This window comes from Aneurinibacillus aneurinilyticus ATCC 12856 (assembly GCF_000466385.1).
Lineage (GTDB): Bacteria > Bacillota > Bacilli > Aneurinibacillales > Aneurinibacillaceae > Aneurinibacillus > Aneurinibacillus aneurinilyticus.
The window spans coordinates 23,016-38,445 of sequence record NZ_KE952723.1 but is presented as its reverse complement, the minus strand read 5'-3'; the positions used below and the strand labels follow the sequence as shown (position 1 = coordinate 38,445).

The window sequence follows — 15,430 nt, the reverse complement described above, 5'->3', positions numbered from 1 at the left end:
CTTGCTTTACAGTTCTATATACGTTCTTAATATATTTAAAAAAACAGGCGCCGTTTGGCGTCTGTTTTTTTACCGGGGCGGAATCGGTACCTTGATGACCGAACCGGCGTACAATTTTTCTATGCCATTATACCTTGCAAGATACGATTGATATTTTGCTGTTCCATAATACATAACAGAAATCCCGTATAATGTATCCCCTTTTTGTACCCTGTGCCTCAGAATCTTCCTTTGCTTCTTTGCGACAGGTGCGGCTTTTGCCGGTGAAGCCTGCGCCGCAGCCGGTTTAACAGAAGGTTTCTGCTGAACAGGGATGACTGGCTTCCCTACTTCAGGAGCCGGTTTGTTCGCTTCACTTGGTTTTGTCTGAGATGTCGGAACGGAAGGCGCAGGTAGCTTATTTTCATGTACAGACGGCTTAGATGGCACCTTTTGTTCGGATGGCGCTTTCGTCTGTGTCTGTGCCACAGACGGTTCGCTGCGCACCGTGTACCACCAGAAAACAAGCCCGCCGAGCGCAAGGAGTACAAGCGCTCCTGCAATATAGTACGGCGCAAGACGCACAGGCGGCTTCGGATGTACCGAACTGCGTGGCGGCAATGTGCCTGTAGGTATCTTCTCAGGCTGTTTTTCCGCCTCAGGCAGCTGCTCCGTCTCCTTTTGTTCTACCAGTTTTCGCAACATGTCAGCCTGATCGAAATGACTATCTTGTTTCTCGCTCATCGGCATCCCCATTTTCTGCATTTTCGTTTCTCTCTTCCGTATTCGCCTCCGGGAGAGATTCTCCTTCCTTCCGTGAAAGAAACCACCCTTTCTTTACAAAACATCCAAGGATGAAGTCTACCAAAAAGTGCGCCCAGACCACACTCCAAACACTTCCCGTTCTATCAAACAACCATCCAAACAGCAAACTGATACAAAAAACAACAACCGTCATGACCCACTTCTTAAGATAACGTACGTGGACAAGCGCAAACAGCACACTTGTCCACCATAGACCAAGACCAGGCTGAATTACCGCACGAAATAAAAATTCTTCCGTTACGGCTACTACAAGGCATACGAGTGCAATATGCCAGATAGGCAAATCGCGAAACAACAGTTCATTCAACCCACCATCGTCAAATGTTTCTGGTGGTAACCATATAATTAATATAATCTCGATCACAATGACTAGGAGCGCGACCAGTGTTCCGTATACAAGCACCTCTATCCAATTTGGCGCAAGAAAGCGGGCATGCCAACCTGTTCCGGGAAGAATATAAAAGAAATACAGCCCGGCAACACCAAACGCAAAAAGAATCGCCTGAGAAATATATACGTTTAATGCCAATGTTCGGCTATCTAAATGTGCATATCGCGGATCCATTTCGTTTTCGCTTCCCCTCCTCTACCATTAAGAAATGGGTAACAGACGATCTAATTCCTGCCGCCATTCCCAATGTTCCTCTAGCTGCTCTTCTTCCGCTGGCATCTGACGCTCGTATAGCGCCATGTCAATGCCGCACCGATCACAGCAGCTGGCCAGCGATGTACAATGCTCCTGAGAAAAGTATTTCCCTAGCGTTTCCCTGCGGCAAACCGGTTCTGTCAGCCAACGCCGCATCTCTTCTAGCTTGCGATATCTCTCATCCCGGCGATGAAAAACGGTGCGAACAAGGGATGCGTACCGATCCGGAAATGCCTCTGAAACCTCAAACACCCATCCATCCTTCGTACGATGGGGCTGATATAACCAGTTCATCTTCTCCATATGATAAAGCAGAATCGATACATGCTGTTCTTCAAGTCCCCAGCACGCAAGCGCCTCCTGCTTATCCACGCGAACTTCTTGTCCACGTAACGTTCCTAGGAAGGCGGCAAATCCGTTCATCTGCTTCTCATTAGGATACTCCTCGGCGATGAGCTGCCCCGGCAGAAATCCATCATCCGGCGCCGACAATAGACAAGCATAGCCAGGCGCCCCATCCCGGCTTACACGCCCCACTTCCTGTAGGTACGACTCGATATCAGGGGGGGTATGGTAATGCAGCACAAATCGGATATCCGGTTTGTCAATCCCCATGCCGAATGCATTCGTAGCGAACACAACATCCAATTCCCCTTGCAAAAATTGTTGTTGAATTAATAGACGTTCTTCCGCCATCATTCCCCCATGATAAAATGCGCAGTGGGTAATTCCTCGCATCTGCGAAAGCTGAAATGCCCGCTCTGCACCATGGCGCGAACGGAAATACACCAATCCAGGGCCTTTCAATGTTCGCAGCTTCTCAAATAGAATCGACTCTTTCTCCCGCTCATCAGCCGCAAACGCAACATCATAACAAATATTCTCCCTGTTAACCGATTGTAATACAATATGCTTGGTTGGAATCGAGAGCTGAAGACAAATATCCTGCTGTACCGCTTCGGTCGCTGTCGCCGTCAGCGCCAGTACCGGTGGATTTCCAAGCTTACGGATACAATTATGTAACCGCTGATAATCCGTCCGAAAATCATGGCCCCATTGGGAGATACAGTGTGCTTCGTCAACAACAAACAAGGAAACTGGTACACAGGCAAGCTGTTCCATAAAGCCTTCCTGCTGTAATTTCTCGGGAGAAATATATAATATTTTTACGTTTTTATCCATAACCTGCTGCAATTTCCACCGCTGTTCTTCGAGCGATTGCGCGCTATTAATGTACTCCGCATGCTGAATTCCTTGGCGACGTAAATGACGCACCTGATCTGCCATTAATGAGATGAGAGGCGAGATGACTATCGTCATTCCTTCAAGCATTAGAGCAGGCAACTGGTAGCAAATCGATTTTCCTCCGCCTGTCGCAAGAATGCCGAGCGCATTCTCGCCTAAAAGCGGATAACGGATAATATCCAGCTGTCCGGGACGAAATTCCTCATGTCCAAAATAGCGTGTAAGCGCCTTATACAGCGATTGCTCCTGTACTTGAGTCAGTTGAATCATAATCGTCCACCTCCCTGCAAAGCGCGTACGGACGCAAGGCGAATTTCAAGGAAGCTATATTCATCACCGACCTCACGTCGGATTTCGCTGATTTTTTTCAAACCTTTTTCTCTCATAACCGCTTGTATTCGTTTGATTTTCTTATAAGAGACAAACCTTTGTATATCAAAATCAGGGTCCGCAATAGCGATTTCAACTAGATGATCTTCGATAGTACCAGGCTTTAGACCCCGACGATGCACGACTTGCTCGAATGAATATCCCTTATTAAGAAGCGAACGTGTCTGCTGGGCTGTGCGGGTTAATCCCGCCTCACCTGCCCGTTTGTCAGCCAGTTTCATAAGTAATGGATAGGAACTTGACTCCATGCATACAAGCTGTTCCGCAGCCAGCCGGATAATGTGCATGGTCACAGCCCCTTCTGCTGTATGAAGAGTATCTGCTAACTGCCGATATGTTAGACCAGCTCGTGCTTTACCACTTAAACGTCGAAGAATAAGCTGTCGTTCCTCGTCATTACGCTCTTCCATCCAACGTGCGATTTCCTGCTTAACCTGTGATACGAGCATCCGTCTATCCGGATTATCCAAAAGTACCCGCTTTACTTCTTGCTGTAATTCCCGTTGTTCTATTACCGGGTAGAACAGCGTCTCCCCTTCGGCCAGATATGAAGCCGTCTGCACGAACAAGGAAAGCTTTTTCCAGAAGCGAACCGCACGCACCTTTTCATGTACAGATGTGATTGCATTCAGACACGCTTCATAGTGAAATGTTCTTTCACGCTTCTGTAGCTCTTCTTTCCCGACCATGGAGCAGCATACCCCTTCTTTCACACCGGGATGTACCTCAATCCATCCACGCTCAATCAGCGTATTTAAACGATTGCGCACCTCATCGGCAGATATGCCCTGCATCACACCATATAGCATGGATGTACCAAACAAAGCAGCATCAGCAATCACCTGATTATTTTTTCGTCCTCGAAGCAAGTGCACGATTGCCTGGGGTGTGCGTTCCCCGTGAAACCTTGACGCCGCTACAAGAAACAAACCTTCCTCAAACTCAACATTCATTTTATCGTTTTCATCCCTTTGACTGGGGTAAATAATTGATACATCTATTATAGTGTACCGTTCCCTTAGGCGAAGAGGAAGATATGTTTTTCTAGTCCTTTCATTATTTTTTATGAACCATCTTGATATTCATAAGTACAATGTTTAAAATGATTTATGAGAAGTGGACAAATATCTTTTCTCAGAAACTCTGGAGGTGAAGAGAGAATGACAACGTGGGTGGACAAAGACACTTGTATTGCTTGCGGAGCTTGTGGTGCAACTGCTCCTGATGTATTTGATTACGATGATGAAGGCATCGCTTTCAACAAAATCGACGACAATACTAACACTGCTGAAATCCCGGATATCCTATTTGATGATGTTCGTGATGCATGTGAAGGTTGCCCGACTGATTCCATCAAAGTGGAAGAATAGGAAGCAGCCTATTTGGACTTGTATTTTTTAGCAACAACAAAAGCCTAGCCTCCTACAGCTAGGCTTTTTCTGATAGATTTTCATCTTCATTTCCAGGTACGAACAAGTTCCTGTATCCATCTCACCAGCGCAATAACGCCCATTACCGCAGCGACTATTAGCCCGCTAAATGTAACAAATAGCGCAATATATTCGAAGAAAGAATATTTGAGCATCTTGCCCCAATCTATATTCCCTTTCAGATCATCAATAACCTGGTTCATCCCGTAAATTCCGCCGATGACAGTGTAAATCGTAAGGATCATTAATAAATGATTATTTCTTCTTGAAGTGAACTTTTCTTGGTATTGAAATAACCTGCCTAGTGTACTCTTAACATCTTCATATAAATCGTTATTCCGGAATACGATACGAAGCAAACCAAAAAGCTCCTTGCCTTGCGTTTGGGATACCGTTTCCACAAAAAAGTATTTCGCATCGAACTCAGTAATGGAACGAATTAATTCTCCGATATCCTTATTATCCTTGTCGACTTGTACTGCCGGGTATTGCACCGAAAGTTTTAACAACACGATTTTATGAAAAAAATTCAGAAGCAAACTGTAATAATATTCGCCATACATCTGGTCGGCTAACTTATCTGCCCTCTCCTGCGTTTCTTTCGTCAAGCAAATGAACGCATCATCATCAACGACAAAGTACGTATATGGTGCCCAGCGACTATATACATGCGTGCGGCAATATTCCTTGATATATTGCATATTGTGCGCACTCACGTATGGCCTCCCTTCCGCGTCCATCCCATTTAATTGTCCGGCCCGGTACACATCTACCACGCTCAATTCCTCTCCTTCCGCAACCATAAAAAACGCCTGGGCATACATTCGCTCATCCACGAAAAATGACAATGTTTCGAAATAGGCTTTATCCGAATTGACGAAATCAAGGTACGGCTTAATGGCAGGAACTACTTCCATGAAAAGAAAGCTTTCCACTTCCTGATACTCCGCTCCCCGACAGCAAACAACCGGATAATCTTTCCTCTTAAGTACATTCTCCAATTGTCTAAACTGCTTAATAAACTCCAGTGCCTGCGTATATGTAAGCTCTTCTTTGGCAAGTTCGATGCACAGCGTAACGAACCCGAGATTAAATGGACACAATGTAATGTCAACTGAATGAAGTATAAAACCTAGTTCGATTTCATTAAAGCGCACTTTGGCATCCATCTCCACCCTCAAGGAATAACGCTGAAACCCTATCTCCTCTTCAGAGTGTGGAAACAAAATGCTACTGGCAAACGGCAAATAATAGCGCTCCAGACCTCGATGGGAAACACGATGCGACGAACCGTAATATTTCCCCTCTTGCTCTTCTTGGTCCAAATGAAAATAGTCGAATCCGCTTTCTTTGAGTTCTTTTTGCAGGGAAAGCTGACAGCCTTCCCTGATAGAAAAAGGAAACAAGAATTGGCAGAGCGCCGCATCTATCTTTTTTTCTTGAACTTGTGGTTTGTCCATAGCTTTCCTCCGACATGTTCTACAAAACATAGCTCAATAATCAGTATTACCACCAAACTCAACTCCATGAAACCGAGTCTATAAAACCGGAAAAAGACATTTGACAACTTCCCTGATTGCTTATATCCTAGAGTGTGTTGAAAATATTCATAACCATTCTCGTTAGGCGAGGCTCCAGTTCAAACACAGGCCACTGCCCGGAAACGTCGAAAGACGCCAATGGGTAGAACAGGTATTGCCGGATTAAGGCTCTACTTAAGGTGGCTGAGTTCCCGGAACTCTACGTTGCTCTGTGCCAAAGCTCAACCAGGGAGAATGAAAGGATCGTACGAATTTTTCTTTCGTATGCGTTCCTGCTTTGTGTTTGCAGCTTAGAACCAAAGTCTCTTCTGGGTATACTACGTACAGGAGGGACTTTTTTTATGAGAATGGAAAGGGGGAGGGATCGCCTTGATTAAGACATATTTCTACAACCATTCCAGCCAGGAAATGCTCCACGATGTGGACTTAAATAAAATCGACGAGTTTCTTCATTCCAGTGAAGACTTGCTCTGGATTGATTTGTTTAATACAAGCAATCAGGAACTGCATTATGTGGCCAAATTGTTCAACTTTCACCCGCTGGCTATCGAAGACTGCCTACAGCACAGCCCACGGGCAAAAGTTGACGACTATGAAGATTATCATTTCTTCGTATTCCATGCACTGCGCTACCATGAGGAAAGCGATAATGAGATTACAACAATTGAATTGAACGTATTTATGGGTCCGAATTACGTTGTAACGATTCATAAGCGTCCGATGCCGACAATTGGACGAATTGCCGCCGCTTGCCTAAAAAGCAAGGAGTACATGAATCGTGGAGCGGATTATCTGCTGTATTCAATTATTGACGGGATTACGGATGAGTACTTCCCGATTCTCGATCGTATCAGTATCCGGATTGATGAAGTCGAGGACGAAATGTACGAACATGATATGGAACTGGTAACCGAAGAGTTTCTTGCTCTAAAGCGGACCCTGATTCTCATACGGCGCGTTATCCTGCCACAGAAGCGGGTATTTGCCACCACCAATGGGCACTGGCAGTTCCCGATTCAGGAAGATAACGTACCGTTCTATATCGATTTGAAAGATCACCTTGAGCGAATCGCCGACTCGACAGAGACGTTTAAAGATCTGGTAAACAGCGCACTTGAAACGTATTATTCCATCGTCAGCGCAAAAACAACAGAGAATCTAAACATCCTGACAGCCATTTCAACAATTATGCTACCGTTGACTTTCTTGACCGGATTTTTTGGCATGAACGTACCCCTTCCCTTCCAGGATTCACCTTATATGACCGTCGCTATCCTGCTTCTGTTAGCTTCGCTATCCTGGTGGATGTGGTGGTTCTTACGCAAGAAATTCATGTAAAAATTAGCACGCAAAAACAAACCAATCTCCCTCATGGCTATCGTTCTCGTATTAGAGGAATCGCGAGAGAGTCTATATAGAACATTTTTTGAAGAAATCCAGGCAAAGCGCACAGGCGTTAGCCTGGATTTTTATATGGATAATCAACAAGTATGAAATTACCTGAATCATCAATTAAATAGGGCAATTTTCATAGTCAAATGTTGCACGTACACAAAACTATTGTGTATAATAAAATTATGACAATCTATCAGCCGGGAGGCATGTGTATGCGAAAGCCACGGAGAACCGGACGTATTGAAAAAGTAACGGAATTGCTGTACATGATGGGTGTTTTATCACAAGAAGAGCGCGATCAAATGAAAAAGACGTCAGTACGGCCAATGAAAACATAAAAAGGAGCGACATGCAATCGCTCCTTTTTATGTTCTATTCCATTTTCAACTCCACCAAACGGCGATCGCTCCGCCCACAAGTGATGACAGTATGTTCACCATATCATTTGTACACCATGCATACCCTTTTATGACACGGGTCGGCTGACTGCAATGCTCTGTACGCTCCGTCTCCTTCCCACATACTTCACAGTAATACATCCGCTGCCAGACTGCACCAATTGCACTATCCGCCAAACTTCCCGCCATACCGCCACAGGCTCCGGCGGCAATATATGAAAATATCCACTCCTTCTGTATCAGCCACACCAAAAGTGTTGCCAAGCTCCCAATAAAAAGGCCCCCTGCAAGCGAAGCTAAAAGCCCCAGACTGCTTACACCGCCCGATATGCCAGGTTCAACCCTACGCCCCGTAAGCACATGGCGTGGTTTTCCTCTGGACAGCACGCCGATTTCGGTAGCCCATGTATCGCTTGTAACAGCAGCTATCACACCGATGTAGAACATATACCATCCGTATGCCCCACCTAGAAAAAAGGCACCGGCCACCGCCACAAGCCCAAGGCCACCGTTCGCTACTACTTGCAGCCAATCACGCGTTCCAGTCTTCGCAAATAAATCTTCTACGCCTTTTTTTGCCTCTTTCTTTCGATGCGATAACAAGCTTGATGAAATGAAAAATGCAAGTAAAAGGCCGTACCATCGTATATCGCCAAGCGCATATATTAGCGTGCCAAGCAACGCTGCAGCGACTGCTCCACTGACCGAAAGCGACCGTTTCGCATAGGCTGCTCCCACGATGAACAAGCTGCAAATACATCCGATTAGAAAATCCATCTCCTGTCTTCTCCTTACGATATTCTTTTCTTATGAAATGGAACTTGCTATAATGAATCAGTATCCCCTGGTGGACAACCCAACAATAGAAAATAAAGGAGGAATCTTCATGGCTTTTGAAAACAAAGTAGTTGACGTATTCGTAGAAATTCCGGCTGGAAGCCAGAATAAATATGAATTCGACAAAGAAGCAGGTGTATTCCGACTGGACCGTGTACTTTTCGCTCCTATGCATTATCCAACTGAGTATGGTTATTTGGAAAACACGCTCGCACTTGATGGAGATCCGTTGGATGCGCTCGTGTTGACTACATTCCCAACCTTTCCGGGCTGCGTCATTTCCACCCGCATTATCGGAGTTCTCGTTATGTCCGACGACAAAGGTCAGGACGAGAAATTACTGGGCGTGCCAGTTGATGATCCACGCTGGAATGACGTAAAATCCTTAGACGATATCCCTGCACACATCACGAAAGAAATTTCGTACTTCTTTGAACGCTATAAAGATCTTGAGAACAAAGAAACAAAAATCGAAGGTTGGGAAGGCGCAGAAAAAGCGGCCCAGCTTATCGAAGAATGCATCCAACGCTACGCGGAAACCAAGTAATTCAGGCCGCATAGCCGTACATACGGAAAGCCTCCCAAAACGGGAGGTTTTCCTTCTTATCCGTCTTTTCTGTCTATTCTGAAATGCCGTGTGCCGCCCTCAGTTTGCGAATACCTTCTTTGCATACTCCATAGGAAAGCCATGAGCAACCGGCACACAGCTCATCTAAGTCATCTGGTCTCACCATACTGGCCGTGCGACGGACAAGCCATTTTTTACGGTACGTCGCATCAGATTCCAGATCAAGATGGTAGATGACCCTTGCATCCATTTGTTTCACATGTGTATCCGAATCCTCATCAGCTTCACACTTCATCTCGCCTCGATGCGGACAAGCACTGCACGCTTCATCAAAGCCAATCGTTATTTCTAGCCAAATATCACTCTCTGGATCCCGGATTTGCTGGACAATTTCACTCATTTTTTCCACAAATGAAGGGCTATATCCCATGCCTTGAAAGCCATGCACGCACAGCAAATGATGGCCGCGCAGTTTTCTAATCTCCACTCTGTATGCCCTCCCCCTGCGTTATATATAATTCATGATATCCTATTACTTTATCATGCAGCTCTTAATTTCGCACGAGTTTACACGATTTACTCAGCATCAAAATCTATACTTTCATAATTTTTTAACGAACCAGTTACGTAAAACAGCTTTACATCTGTGCGGCAACTTGGTAGAATTAAAAATAAAGATTCGAGCTAAAACCGAACATTAACAAAAGAAAAATAAAAAATGTTAAGTTTTTAACCATAAAACACTTGACTCCTTTGTTTTAACATGGTAAATTAATCTCAGACAACAAACAATATTCATACTAGCGAAGACGGAGAGAGATTGCAGACGCGATTCCCCAGAGAGCCGGTGGTTGCTGTGAACCGGTGAATCCCCTGCTTTTTGAGCGCTCCAGAGCTGTCAGGCTGAACCGGAAGAAGTAGGCCTGAACGGAAGCCCCGTTACGGGCAACGGTCCTCTTGATTAGGACCGGTAGAGGCCGTTGTTGCGAGATAGCGGCGAATGAGGGTGGTACCGCGAAATCAAGCCTTTCGTCCCTCACTGCAAGATACAAGAATGCAGTGAGCACGACGAAGGGCTTTTTTATTACCAAAAAATATATTTCAGGGGAAAAGGCGCCTAGCGCCGCGGAGGTGTAGATTACATGTTTAAAGTATTAGTTAGCGACCCATTGAGCGAATTCGGAATTCAGAAACTATTGGACGCAGAAGATGTGCAAGTAGACCGCAAAACAGGGCTTTCTGAAGCAGAATTGATTAGCATTATTGGAGAGTACGATGCATTACTCGTACGCAGCCAGACAAAAGTAACGCCCGCCATTATCGAGGCTGGCAAAAAGTTAAAAGCGATCGGTCGTGCAGGTGTTGGTGTGGACAATATCGACCTGGCTGCTGCGACTAATGCAGGTGTTGTTGTTATTAATGCTCCAGACGGAAATACAATTTCTACCGCTGAACATTCTTTTGCAATGATTATGGGACTTGCCCGTCGCATTCCGCCAGCATACAAGAAACTCATGGATGGCGAATGGGACCGCAAATCATTCACAGGCGTAGAATTAAATAATAAAGTACTCGGTATTGTTGGCCTAGGACGTATCGGCGCCGAGGTTGCCAAACGTGCAAAAGCGTTCAATATGACAGTTGTCGCATTCGATCCATTCTTGACCCAAGAGCGCGCTGATAAACTGGGCGTAAAATTCGGTACACTCGAAGATGTCGTAAAACAGGCAGACTTCATTACTGTGCATACGCCGCTTACAAAAGATACGAAATACATTATTAACACAAAAGAATTTGAAAAAATGAAGGATGGTGTACGCATCGTAAACTGTGCACGCGGCGGCATTATTAATGAAAAGGCGTTGTACGAAGCGATCATAAGCGGAAAAGTAGCGGGCGCCGCACTTGATGTTTTTGAGGAGGAGCCGCCGCTGGACAATCCATTGTTGAAGTTGCCGCAGGTCATCGCGACACCTCACCTGGGCGCTTCTACTGTAGAGGCACAGGAAAACGTAGCAATTGACGTATCTGAAGAAATCCTGCATATCCTGCACGATGAACCGTTCAAAAATGCGGTCAACCTGCCGTCTATCCCGGCTACTGTTCTGGAAAAAGTGAAACCATACTTCGAACTGAACGAAAAACTTGGCTCCTTCATCGCACAAATCGCGGTAGGCGGCCTAAAAGAAGTCATCGTAACTTATTCCGGTGAATTGAATGATTTCGACACGGCAGCATTGACCCGTACGACGTTGAAAGGTATCCTTGCCTATCATCTTGGTGCAGCGGCTAACTATGTCAACGCTCCATCTCTGGCGAAAAATCGCGATATTCATGTCACAGAGCAGAAGTCTACGTACGGCGGCGGATTCAGTAACCTTGTTACCGTTACACTAAAAACAAACCAGGAAGAAAGAACAGTCGCCGGTACGCTATTGAACGGCTATGGCCCACGCATTGTCAAAATCGACGGCTATTCCATCGATCTTGTACCACAGGGCAACCTGCTGCTTGTACACCATAATGACCGTCCTGGCGCCATCGGCCGCGTAGGCACTCTCCTTGGCAATAACGATGTAAACATCGCAACGATGCAAGTAGGTCGCCGTGATATCGGTGGACAGGCAATTATGCTTCTAACCGTGGATAAAGAAGTGAGTCCTGATGTGCTCGATACATTGGGTGAACTAAACGAAATCAAAAGTGTAACACAAATCGAACTGTAGAATTTAATCGTTTATCCCCCTTTCCTCTTATGTGAAGAAAGGGGGATTTAGTTTATCGTATGATTATTCTGCTAACAGGCGTTCAACGTCTTCTGCCATGCTTTTCGGATTGGTGGTGGGGGCATATCGCTTTACAACATCCCCCTTTTTGTTTACTAGAAACTTCGTGAAGTTCCATTTCACTTCTTTGGAAAGAAATCCTGGCGCATGTTTTGTTAAATATTGAAACAACGGATGAGCATTCGAACCTTTAACATCGATTTTTGCAAACAGTGGAAACGTAACACCGTAATTTACCTCGCAAAATTGCTCAACTTCCTCATTTGTTCCTGGTTCCTGCCCCATGAATTGATTACTTGGAAACCCCAATACTTCCAGTCCCCGGGCATGGTATTTTTCATATAGCTCCTGCAAGTCTTTATACTGTGGCGTAAAACCGCATTTGCTGGCTGTGTTCACGATCAACAACACACGCCCCTTATAATCCGACAGCTTCTTGTCTTCCCCACGAATGGTTTTCGCTTCATATACATATACGCTCATGTTCATTCTCCTTTCATACTTTCTTCTATACGGCCTACTTTCCCCTGACATATGCCTTTCCTTCTACTCCTGCCCCCATTTCAAGAAAAAACGCGCAGACTTTTATCGCCTGCGCGCCCTCTCTACCTTTACAGAATAGTCAGAAGATATGTCATATCATCAAGAATATAATCAGCCTGCAATTCTTCAAACTTGGCGCGCGCTTCTTGTCCAGTCAGACCAGTCAGCGTAGCGGCAAATTTGCAGCCAATGCTGCGAGCCGCCATGTAGTCGGCCACTGAATCTCCTACTACAAGAATTTCTTCGCCGTTCTTAATCGGTAAATCCAGACTAAAGCATTCATCGTCGTGGCAATCCATGCCAAGCATTCCTTTAATGTAACAGTACGGCTGTGGTTTGGCGAGCGGCGCACGCTCTGGATAACGCCTTTCTGCATCCAACACATCACTCGCTGTTACGATGCGATTCGGATTAAAATATTGCAGCAAGCCCATTGCTTTTAGTGGTTCTATCGTTTCGATACGCGGACGGCCTGTACCGATGCCGAGGTCATAGCCACGACTCTTCAGTTCAGCCAATACCTCTGCCATTTTCGCTGGCTCCACAATCGGGATTTCATCATCAAGAAACCCTTTCTTTCCTTCCTGATATACGGAGCGGCCAATCGAATCAGCTGCCAGGCGGTCGCCGAGATACCATTCCTGGAATGTCTCCTGGCACAAATCCCACAGTTTACTGTTGCGTGAGAAGATATCCGTCTCAATTCCAGTTTTCTTCCGTACAATCTCGTTCAAATATACGAGCAATGCTTGCTTCTCTGCTGTGCTTTTCTCGAAGTCGGCTACGAATGCGGCGTAATCAACCGTAAAATCCGCACCTTGTGCTAATTGTTTTACTTGTGCAATCGCTTCACGGTGAATTTGTGACGTAAGAATCGTGCGAACCTCTTCTGGCTTCGTCTTGTACAATTTAGCCAACAGGCACACCAGTTGATAGGAGAATGCTAGATATACCATATCCCAGTTAGCGTTAATTCCCCGCGTCTTAACAAAATCCAGCATGCTATCATCAGCGAACACTTCAGCACGCACACGACGGATTGTATCTTCTTGTGGCGCCGGATCAAATGTATCGCCGCCAATGCCTACATACTTCGGACTGTACAGCATCTCCCACACAGTTAGTGCCGAAGCATCGAAATAACGCTCCTCACTTAGTAAAACCCCGTCCACATCAAATAAAATCGTACGAAACATTTCTCTTCTCCAGCTCCTCCAACTCGTATAATCTGTGATTGAATAATAATCGGACTTAACACGAACATTTTATCATACTTTAGATAAAATAATCGCCTTTTTCCGTAAATTTCGTCATTCAAAAAGTATGGTAAAATAAAGAGAAAGGAGGCGAAAGAAATGGAATTGCAATCCTTACATAACAAGGTTGCACTCATTACGGGCGCGAGCAAAGGAATCGGTCGGGCCATGAGTACCCTGTTTGCGGAAAAGGGCGCTACCGTCTATGCTATTGCTCGAAGTGCCGAACTGCTCAAGGAACTGGCGAACGAAGCAGGTAACAAAAAAGGCCGGATTATCCCTGCTCCATGTGATGTTACGAACGCAGGGGCCATTGAGGAACTTATCGGACAAATCGTACGTAAGAAAGAGCACATCGATGTGCTTATCAACAATGCCGGTCTTGGCCATTTCGGGGCCATTCACGAACTCACGGAAGCTCAATGGGACGAGATGATGGATGTCAACCTAAAGGGTGTATTCCTCTGTACAAAATATACTGCACCACACATGATAAAACGGCAAAGTGGCCATATTATCAATATTTCAAGTGTTGCAGGGACCGTCGCGTTTCCGGGCGGTAGCGGCTACTGCGCATCCAAATTCGGCCTGATGGCATTCACCGATGTGTTAACGCAGGAGCTAAAACCCCACAATGTCAAAGTATCCGTTATCTGCCCTGGTTCAGTGCAGACGCATTTCGGACAAAATGATCCGAAAGATTATGCACTGCGTCCGGAAGAAGTAGCATATATGGCTTATCAGATGGCAGCAGCCCCGGAACATATCATTATGAACCAGCTGATTATGCGCCCGGTCGTACCACGGCAACTGCAAAAATAACTTAAGGAAAGTTAGAGGAACGATATGAAGAAAAAAGGTATTCTACTAACAACACTTGCCCTTGCGGCGATTATAGGAACGACAACCGCTTGCTCATCTGATAAGGGAGGAGCACAGCAAAATCCGCCTGCCACAAAAGAGGCACAGCAATCCTTCAAGCAATGGGACAAGCCACCTGCTATGCAGATTGATGAGAATAAAACATATATTGCTCATGTAGAAACGAATAAAGGAAAATTCTCTATTGAACTGTTTGCAAAGGACGCACCGAAGACCGTCAACAACTTCGTATTCCTTTCACGGGAGAAATTTTATGATGGGATCGTCTTTCATCGGATTATCAAAGATTTTATGATTCAAACGGGAGATCCGCTTGCTAAAGGCAGCGTACAGGCATTAAAAGATAACCCACAAATCGGCTCAGGAAGTCCCGGATACAGATTCGAAGATGAATTGGCAAAGAGACATACGTATGAAAAAGGAATTATAGCCATGGCAAACTCAGGTCCAAATACGAATGGAAGCCAATTTTTTATTGTCAATGGAAAAAGTCCTTCTGTTGATTATCTAAATAAGAAAGCGCCTAATTACACAACCTTCGGAAAAATAGTGGACGGAATGGATACTATAGATAAAATCTCTAGTATACCTGTTAGCCCAAGTATGTCAGGGGAACCTAGCTTCCCAGAAGAAGATGTGTTTATCAAAACAATCACAATTGAGGAAAAATAATTAGAAAAACATTGGGGATAGACGTTGGAAACACTAT

16 protein-coding genes, 1 riboswitch and 1 other annotated feature are annotated in these 15,430 nt (G+C 45.2%); of the genes, 7 read left to right on the top strand and 9 right to left on the bottom strand.

All coding sequences use genetic code 11. The features are described from left to right. Positions 1-69 precede the first annotated feature (69 nt). The 4 genes from HMPREF0083_RS05980 to HMPREF0083_RS05965 are packed head-to-tail and all read right to left on the bottom strand — an operon-like array spanning position 70 to position 4,038. On the bottom strand, positions 70-723 hold the full coding sequence (locus HMPREF0083_RS05980) for a LysM peptidoglycan-binding domain-containing protein (protein WP_021620242.1): 654 nt from the start codon (positions 721-723) through the stop codon (positions 70-72). Then, positions 704-1,369 carry a CPBP family intramembrane glutamic endopeptidase gene (locus HMPREF0083_RS05975; RefSeq protein WP_021620241.1) on the bottom strand — a complete coding sequence of 222 codons (666 nt, stop codon included), beginning with the start codon at positions 1,367-1,369 and terminating at the stop codon, positions 704-706. The genes HMPREF0083_RS05980 and HMPREF0083_RS05975 overlap by 20 nt, the downstream gene beginning before the upstream one ends. Before the next feature lie 27 nt (positions 1,370-1,396). Next, complete coding sequence (locus tag HMPREF0083_RS05970) at positions 1,397-2,965, bottom strand: RecQ family ATP-dependent DNA helicase (RefSeq protein WP_021620240.1); 1,569 nt, start codon at positions 2,963-2,965, stop codon at positions 1,397-1,399. Beyond that, a complete protein-coding gene (locus tag HMPREF0083_RS05965) occupies positions 2,962-4,038 on the bottom strand; it encodes a YpbB family protein (RefSeq protein WP_021620239.1) in 1,077 nt (358 codons plus the stop codon). Before HMPREF0083_RS05965 ends, HMPREF0083_RS05970 begins: the two co-directional genes overlap by 4 nt. A 207-nt stretch (positions 4,039-4,245) precedes the next feature. On the opposite strand from HMPREF0083_RS05965, the gene HMPREF0083_RS05960 reads away from it, so the two are divergent. Continuing rightward, positions 4,246-4,455 carry a ferredoxin gene (locus HMPREF0083_RS05960; protein WP_040301656.1) on the top strand — a complete coding sequence of 70 codons (210 nt, stop codon included), beginning with the start codon at positions 4,246-4,248 and terminating at the stop codon, positions 4,453-4,455. Between the two features lie 86 nt (positions 4,456-4,541). Here HMPREF0083_RS05960 and HMPREF0083_RS05955 read toward each other — a convergent pair whose 3' ends face one another. Beyond that, positions 4,542-5,975, bottom strand: a complete 1,434-nt coding sequence (locus HMPREF0083_RS05955; RefSeq protein ID WP_021620237.1) for a magnesium transporter CorA family protein — start codon at positions 5,973-5,975, stop codon at positions 4,542-4,544. Positions 5,976-6,126: 151 nt separating this feature from the next. Beyond that, positions 6,127-6,296, top strand: a riboswitch (M-box (ykoK) riboswitch). A gap of 129 nt (positions 6,297-6,425) precedes the next feature. Here HMPREF0083_RS05955 and HMPREF0083_RS05950 point away from each other — a divergent pair. Then, the gene (locus HMPREF0083_RS05950; protein ID WP_040301655.1) at positions 6,426-7,394 is read left to right on the top strand and encodes a magnesium transporter CorA family protein; all 969 of its coding nucleotides are present in this window, start codon (positions 6,426-6,428) and stop codon (positions 7,392-7,394) included. Positions 7,395-7,663: 269 nt separating this feature from the next. Next, positions 7,664-7,789 carry a hypothetical protein gene (locus HMPREF0083_RS29705; RefSeq protein WP_262360657.1) on the top strand — a complete coding sequence of 42 codons (126 nt, stop codon included), beginning with the start codon at positions 7,664-7,666 and terminating at the stop codon, positions 7,787-7,789. Positions 7,790-7,834: 45 nt separating this feature from the next. Here the strand turns inward: HMPREF0083_RS29705 and HMPREF0083_RS05945 are convergent, their stop codons facing one another. Further along, positions 7,835-8,626, bottom strand: a complete 792-nt coding sequence (locus HMPREF0083_RS05945; RefSeq protein ID WP_021620233.1) for a DUF92 domain-containing protein — start codon at positions 8,624-8,626, stop codon at positions 7,835-7,837. Positions 8,627-8,735: 109 nt separating this feature from the next. On the opposite strand from HMPREF0083_RS05945, the gene HMPREF0083_RS05940 reads away from it, so the two are divergent. Then, a complete protein-coding gene (locus HMPREF0083_RS05940; protein WP_040301653.1) occupies positions 8,736-9,233 on the top strand; it encodes an inorganic diphosphatase in 498 nt (165 codons plus the stop codon). 73 nt (positions 9,234-9,306) lie between these two features. Here the strand turns inward: HMPREF0083_RS05940 and HMPREF0083_RS05935 are convergent, their stop codons facing one another. Next, positions 9,307-9,735, bottom strand: a complete 429-nt coding sequence (locus HMPREF0083_RS05935) for a DUF1284 domain-containing protein (protein WP_081696012.1) — start codon at positions 9,733-9,735, stop codon at positions 9,307-9,309. Between the two features lie 316 nt (positions 9,736-10,051). Further along, positions 10,052-10,294: a binding site (T-box leader), on the top strand. Positions 10,295-10,396: 102 nt separating this feature from the next. Here HMPREF0083_RS05935 and serA point away from each other — a divergent pair. Next, positions 10,397-11,980, top strand: a complete 1,584-nt coding sequence (serA, locus tag HMPREF0083_RS05930; protein ID WP_021620230.1) for a phosphoglycerate dehydrogenase — start codon at positions 10,397-10,399, stop codon at positions 11,978-11,980. A gap of 63 nt (positions 11,981-12,043) precedes the next feature. On the opposite strand, the gene HMPREF0083_RS05925 is transcribed toward serA, so the two are convergent. Both HMPREF0083_RS05925 and HMPREF0083_RS05920 read right to left on the bottom strand, forming a co-directional pair. Beyond that, positions 12,044-12,523, bottom strand: a complete 480-nt coding sequence (locus HMPREF0083_RS05925; RefSeq protein ID WP_040301650.1) for a glutathione peroxidase — start codon at positions 12,521-12,523, stop codon at positions 12,044-12,046. Positions 12,524-12,651: 128 nt separating this feature from the next. Then, on the bottom strand, positions 12,652-13,779 hold the full coding sequence (locus HMPREF0083_RS05920; RefSeq protein WP_021620228.1) for an HAD family hydrolase: 1,128 nt from the start codon (positions 13,777-13,779) through the stop codon (positions 12,652-12,654). A gap of 159 nt (positions 13,780-13,938) precedes the next feature. Here HMPREF0083_RS05920 and HMPREF0083_RS05915 point away from each other — a divergent pair, with 159 nt between their 5' ends. After that, the gene (locus HMPREF0083_RS05915) at positions 13,939-14,661 is read left to right on the top strand and encodes an SDR family oxidoreductase (protein WP_021620227.1); all 723 of its coding nucleotides are present in this window, start codon (positions 13,939-13,941) and stop codon (positions 14,659-14,661) included. Between the two features lie 24 nt (positions 14,662-14,685). After that, positions 14,686-15,393, top strand: coding sequence for a peptidylprolyl isomerase (locus HMPREF0083_RS05910; protein ID WP_021620226.1), 708 nt, complete (start codon positions 14,686-14,688; stop codon positions 15,391-15,393). Positions 15,394-15,430: the final 37 nt, after the last annotated feature.

Excerpts from the sequence above, each read along its gene's own strand:
- HMPREF0083_RS05945 (WP_021620233.1), bottom strand. The coding sequence starts at position 8,626 with ATGGATTTTCTAATCGGATGTATTTGCAGCTTGTTCATCGTGGGAGCA.
- HMPREF0083_RS05920 (WP_021620228.1), bottom strand. The coding sequence starts at position 13,779 with ATGTTTCGTACGATTTTATTTGATGTGGACGGGGTTTTACTAAGTGAG.
- HMPREF0083_RS05910 (WP_021620226.1), top strand. The coding sequence starts at position 14,686 with ATGAAGAAAAAAGGTATTCTACTAACAACACTTGCCCTTGCGGCGATT.
- HMPREF0083_RS05955 (WP_021620237.1), bottom strand. The coding sequence starts at position 5,975 with ATGGACAAACCACAAGTTCAAGAAAAAAAGATAGATGCGGCGCTCTGC.
- HMPREF0083_RS05940 (WP_040301653.1), top strand. The coding sequence starts at position 8,736 with ATGGCTTTTGAAAACAAAGTAGTTGACGTATTCGTAGAAATTCCGGCT.
- HMPREF0083_RS05960 (WP_040301656.1), top strand. The coding sequence starts at position 4,246 with ATGACAACGTGGGTGGACAAAGACACTTGTATTGCTTGCGGAGCTTGT.
- HMPREF0083_RS05980 (WP_021620242.1), bottom strand. The coding sequence starts at position 723 with ATGAGCGAGAAACAAGATAGTCATTTCGATCAGGCTGACATGTTGCGA.
- HMPREF0083_RS05915 (WP_021620227.1), top strand. The coding sequence starts at position 13,939 with ATGGAATTGCAATCCTTACATAACAAGGTTGCACTCATTACGGGCGCG.
- HMPREF0083_RS05965 (WP_021620239.1), bottom strand. The coding sequence starts at position 4,038 with ATGAATGTTGAGTTTGAGGAAGGTTTGTTTCTTGTAGCGGCGTCAAGG.
- HMPREF0083_RS05975 (WP_021620241.1), bottom strand. The coding sequence starts at position 1,369 with ATGGATCCGCGATATGCACATTTAGATAGCCGAACATTGGCATTAAAC.
- HMPREF0083_RS05925 (WP_040301650.1), bottom strand. The coding sequence starts at position 12,523 with ATGAGCGTATATGTATATGAAGCGAAAACCATTCGTGGGGAAGACAAG.
- serA (WP_021620230.1), top strand. The coding sequence starts at position 10,397 with ATGTTTAAAGTATTAGTTAGCGACCCATTGAGCGAATTCGGAATTCAG.
- HMPREF0083_RS05970 (WP_021620240.1), bottom strand. The coding sequence starts at position 2,965 with ATGATTCAACTGACTCAAGTACAGGAGCAATCGCTGTATAAGGCGCTT.
- HMPREF0083_RS29705 (WP_262360657.1), top strand. The coding sequence starts at position 7,664 with ATGCGAAAGCCACGGAGAACCGGACGTATTGAAAAAGTAACGGAATTG.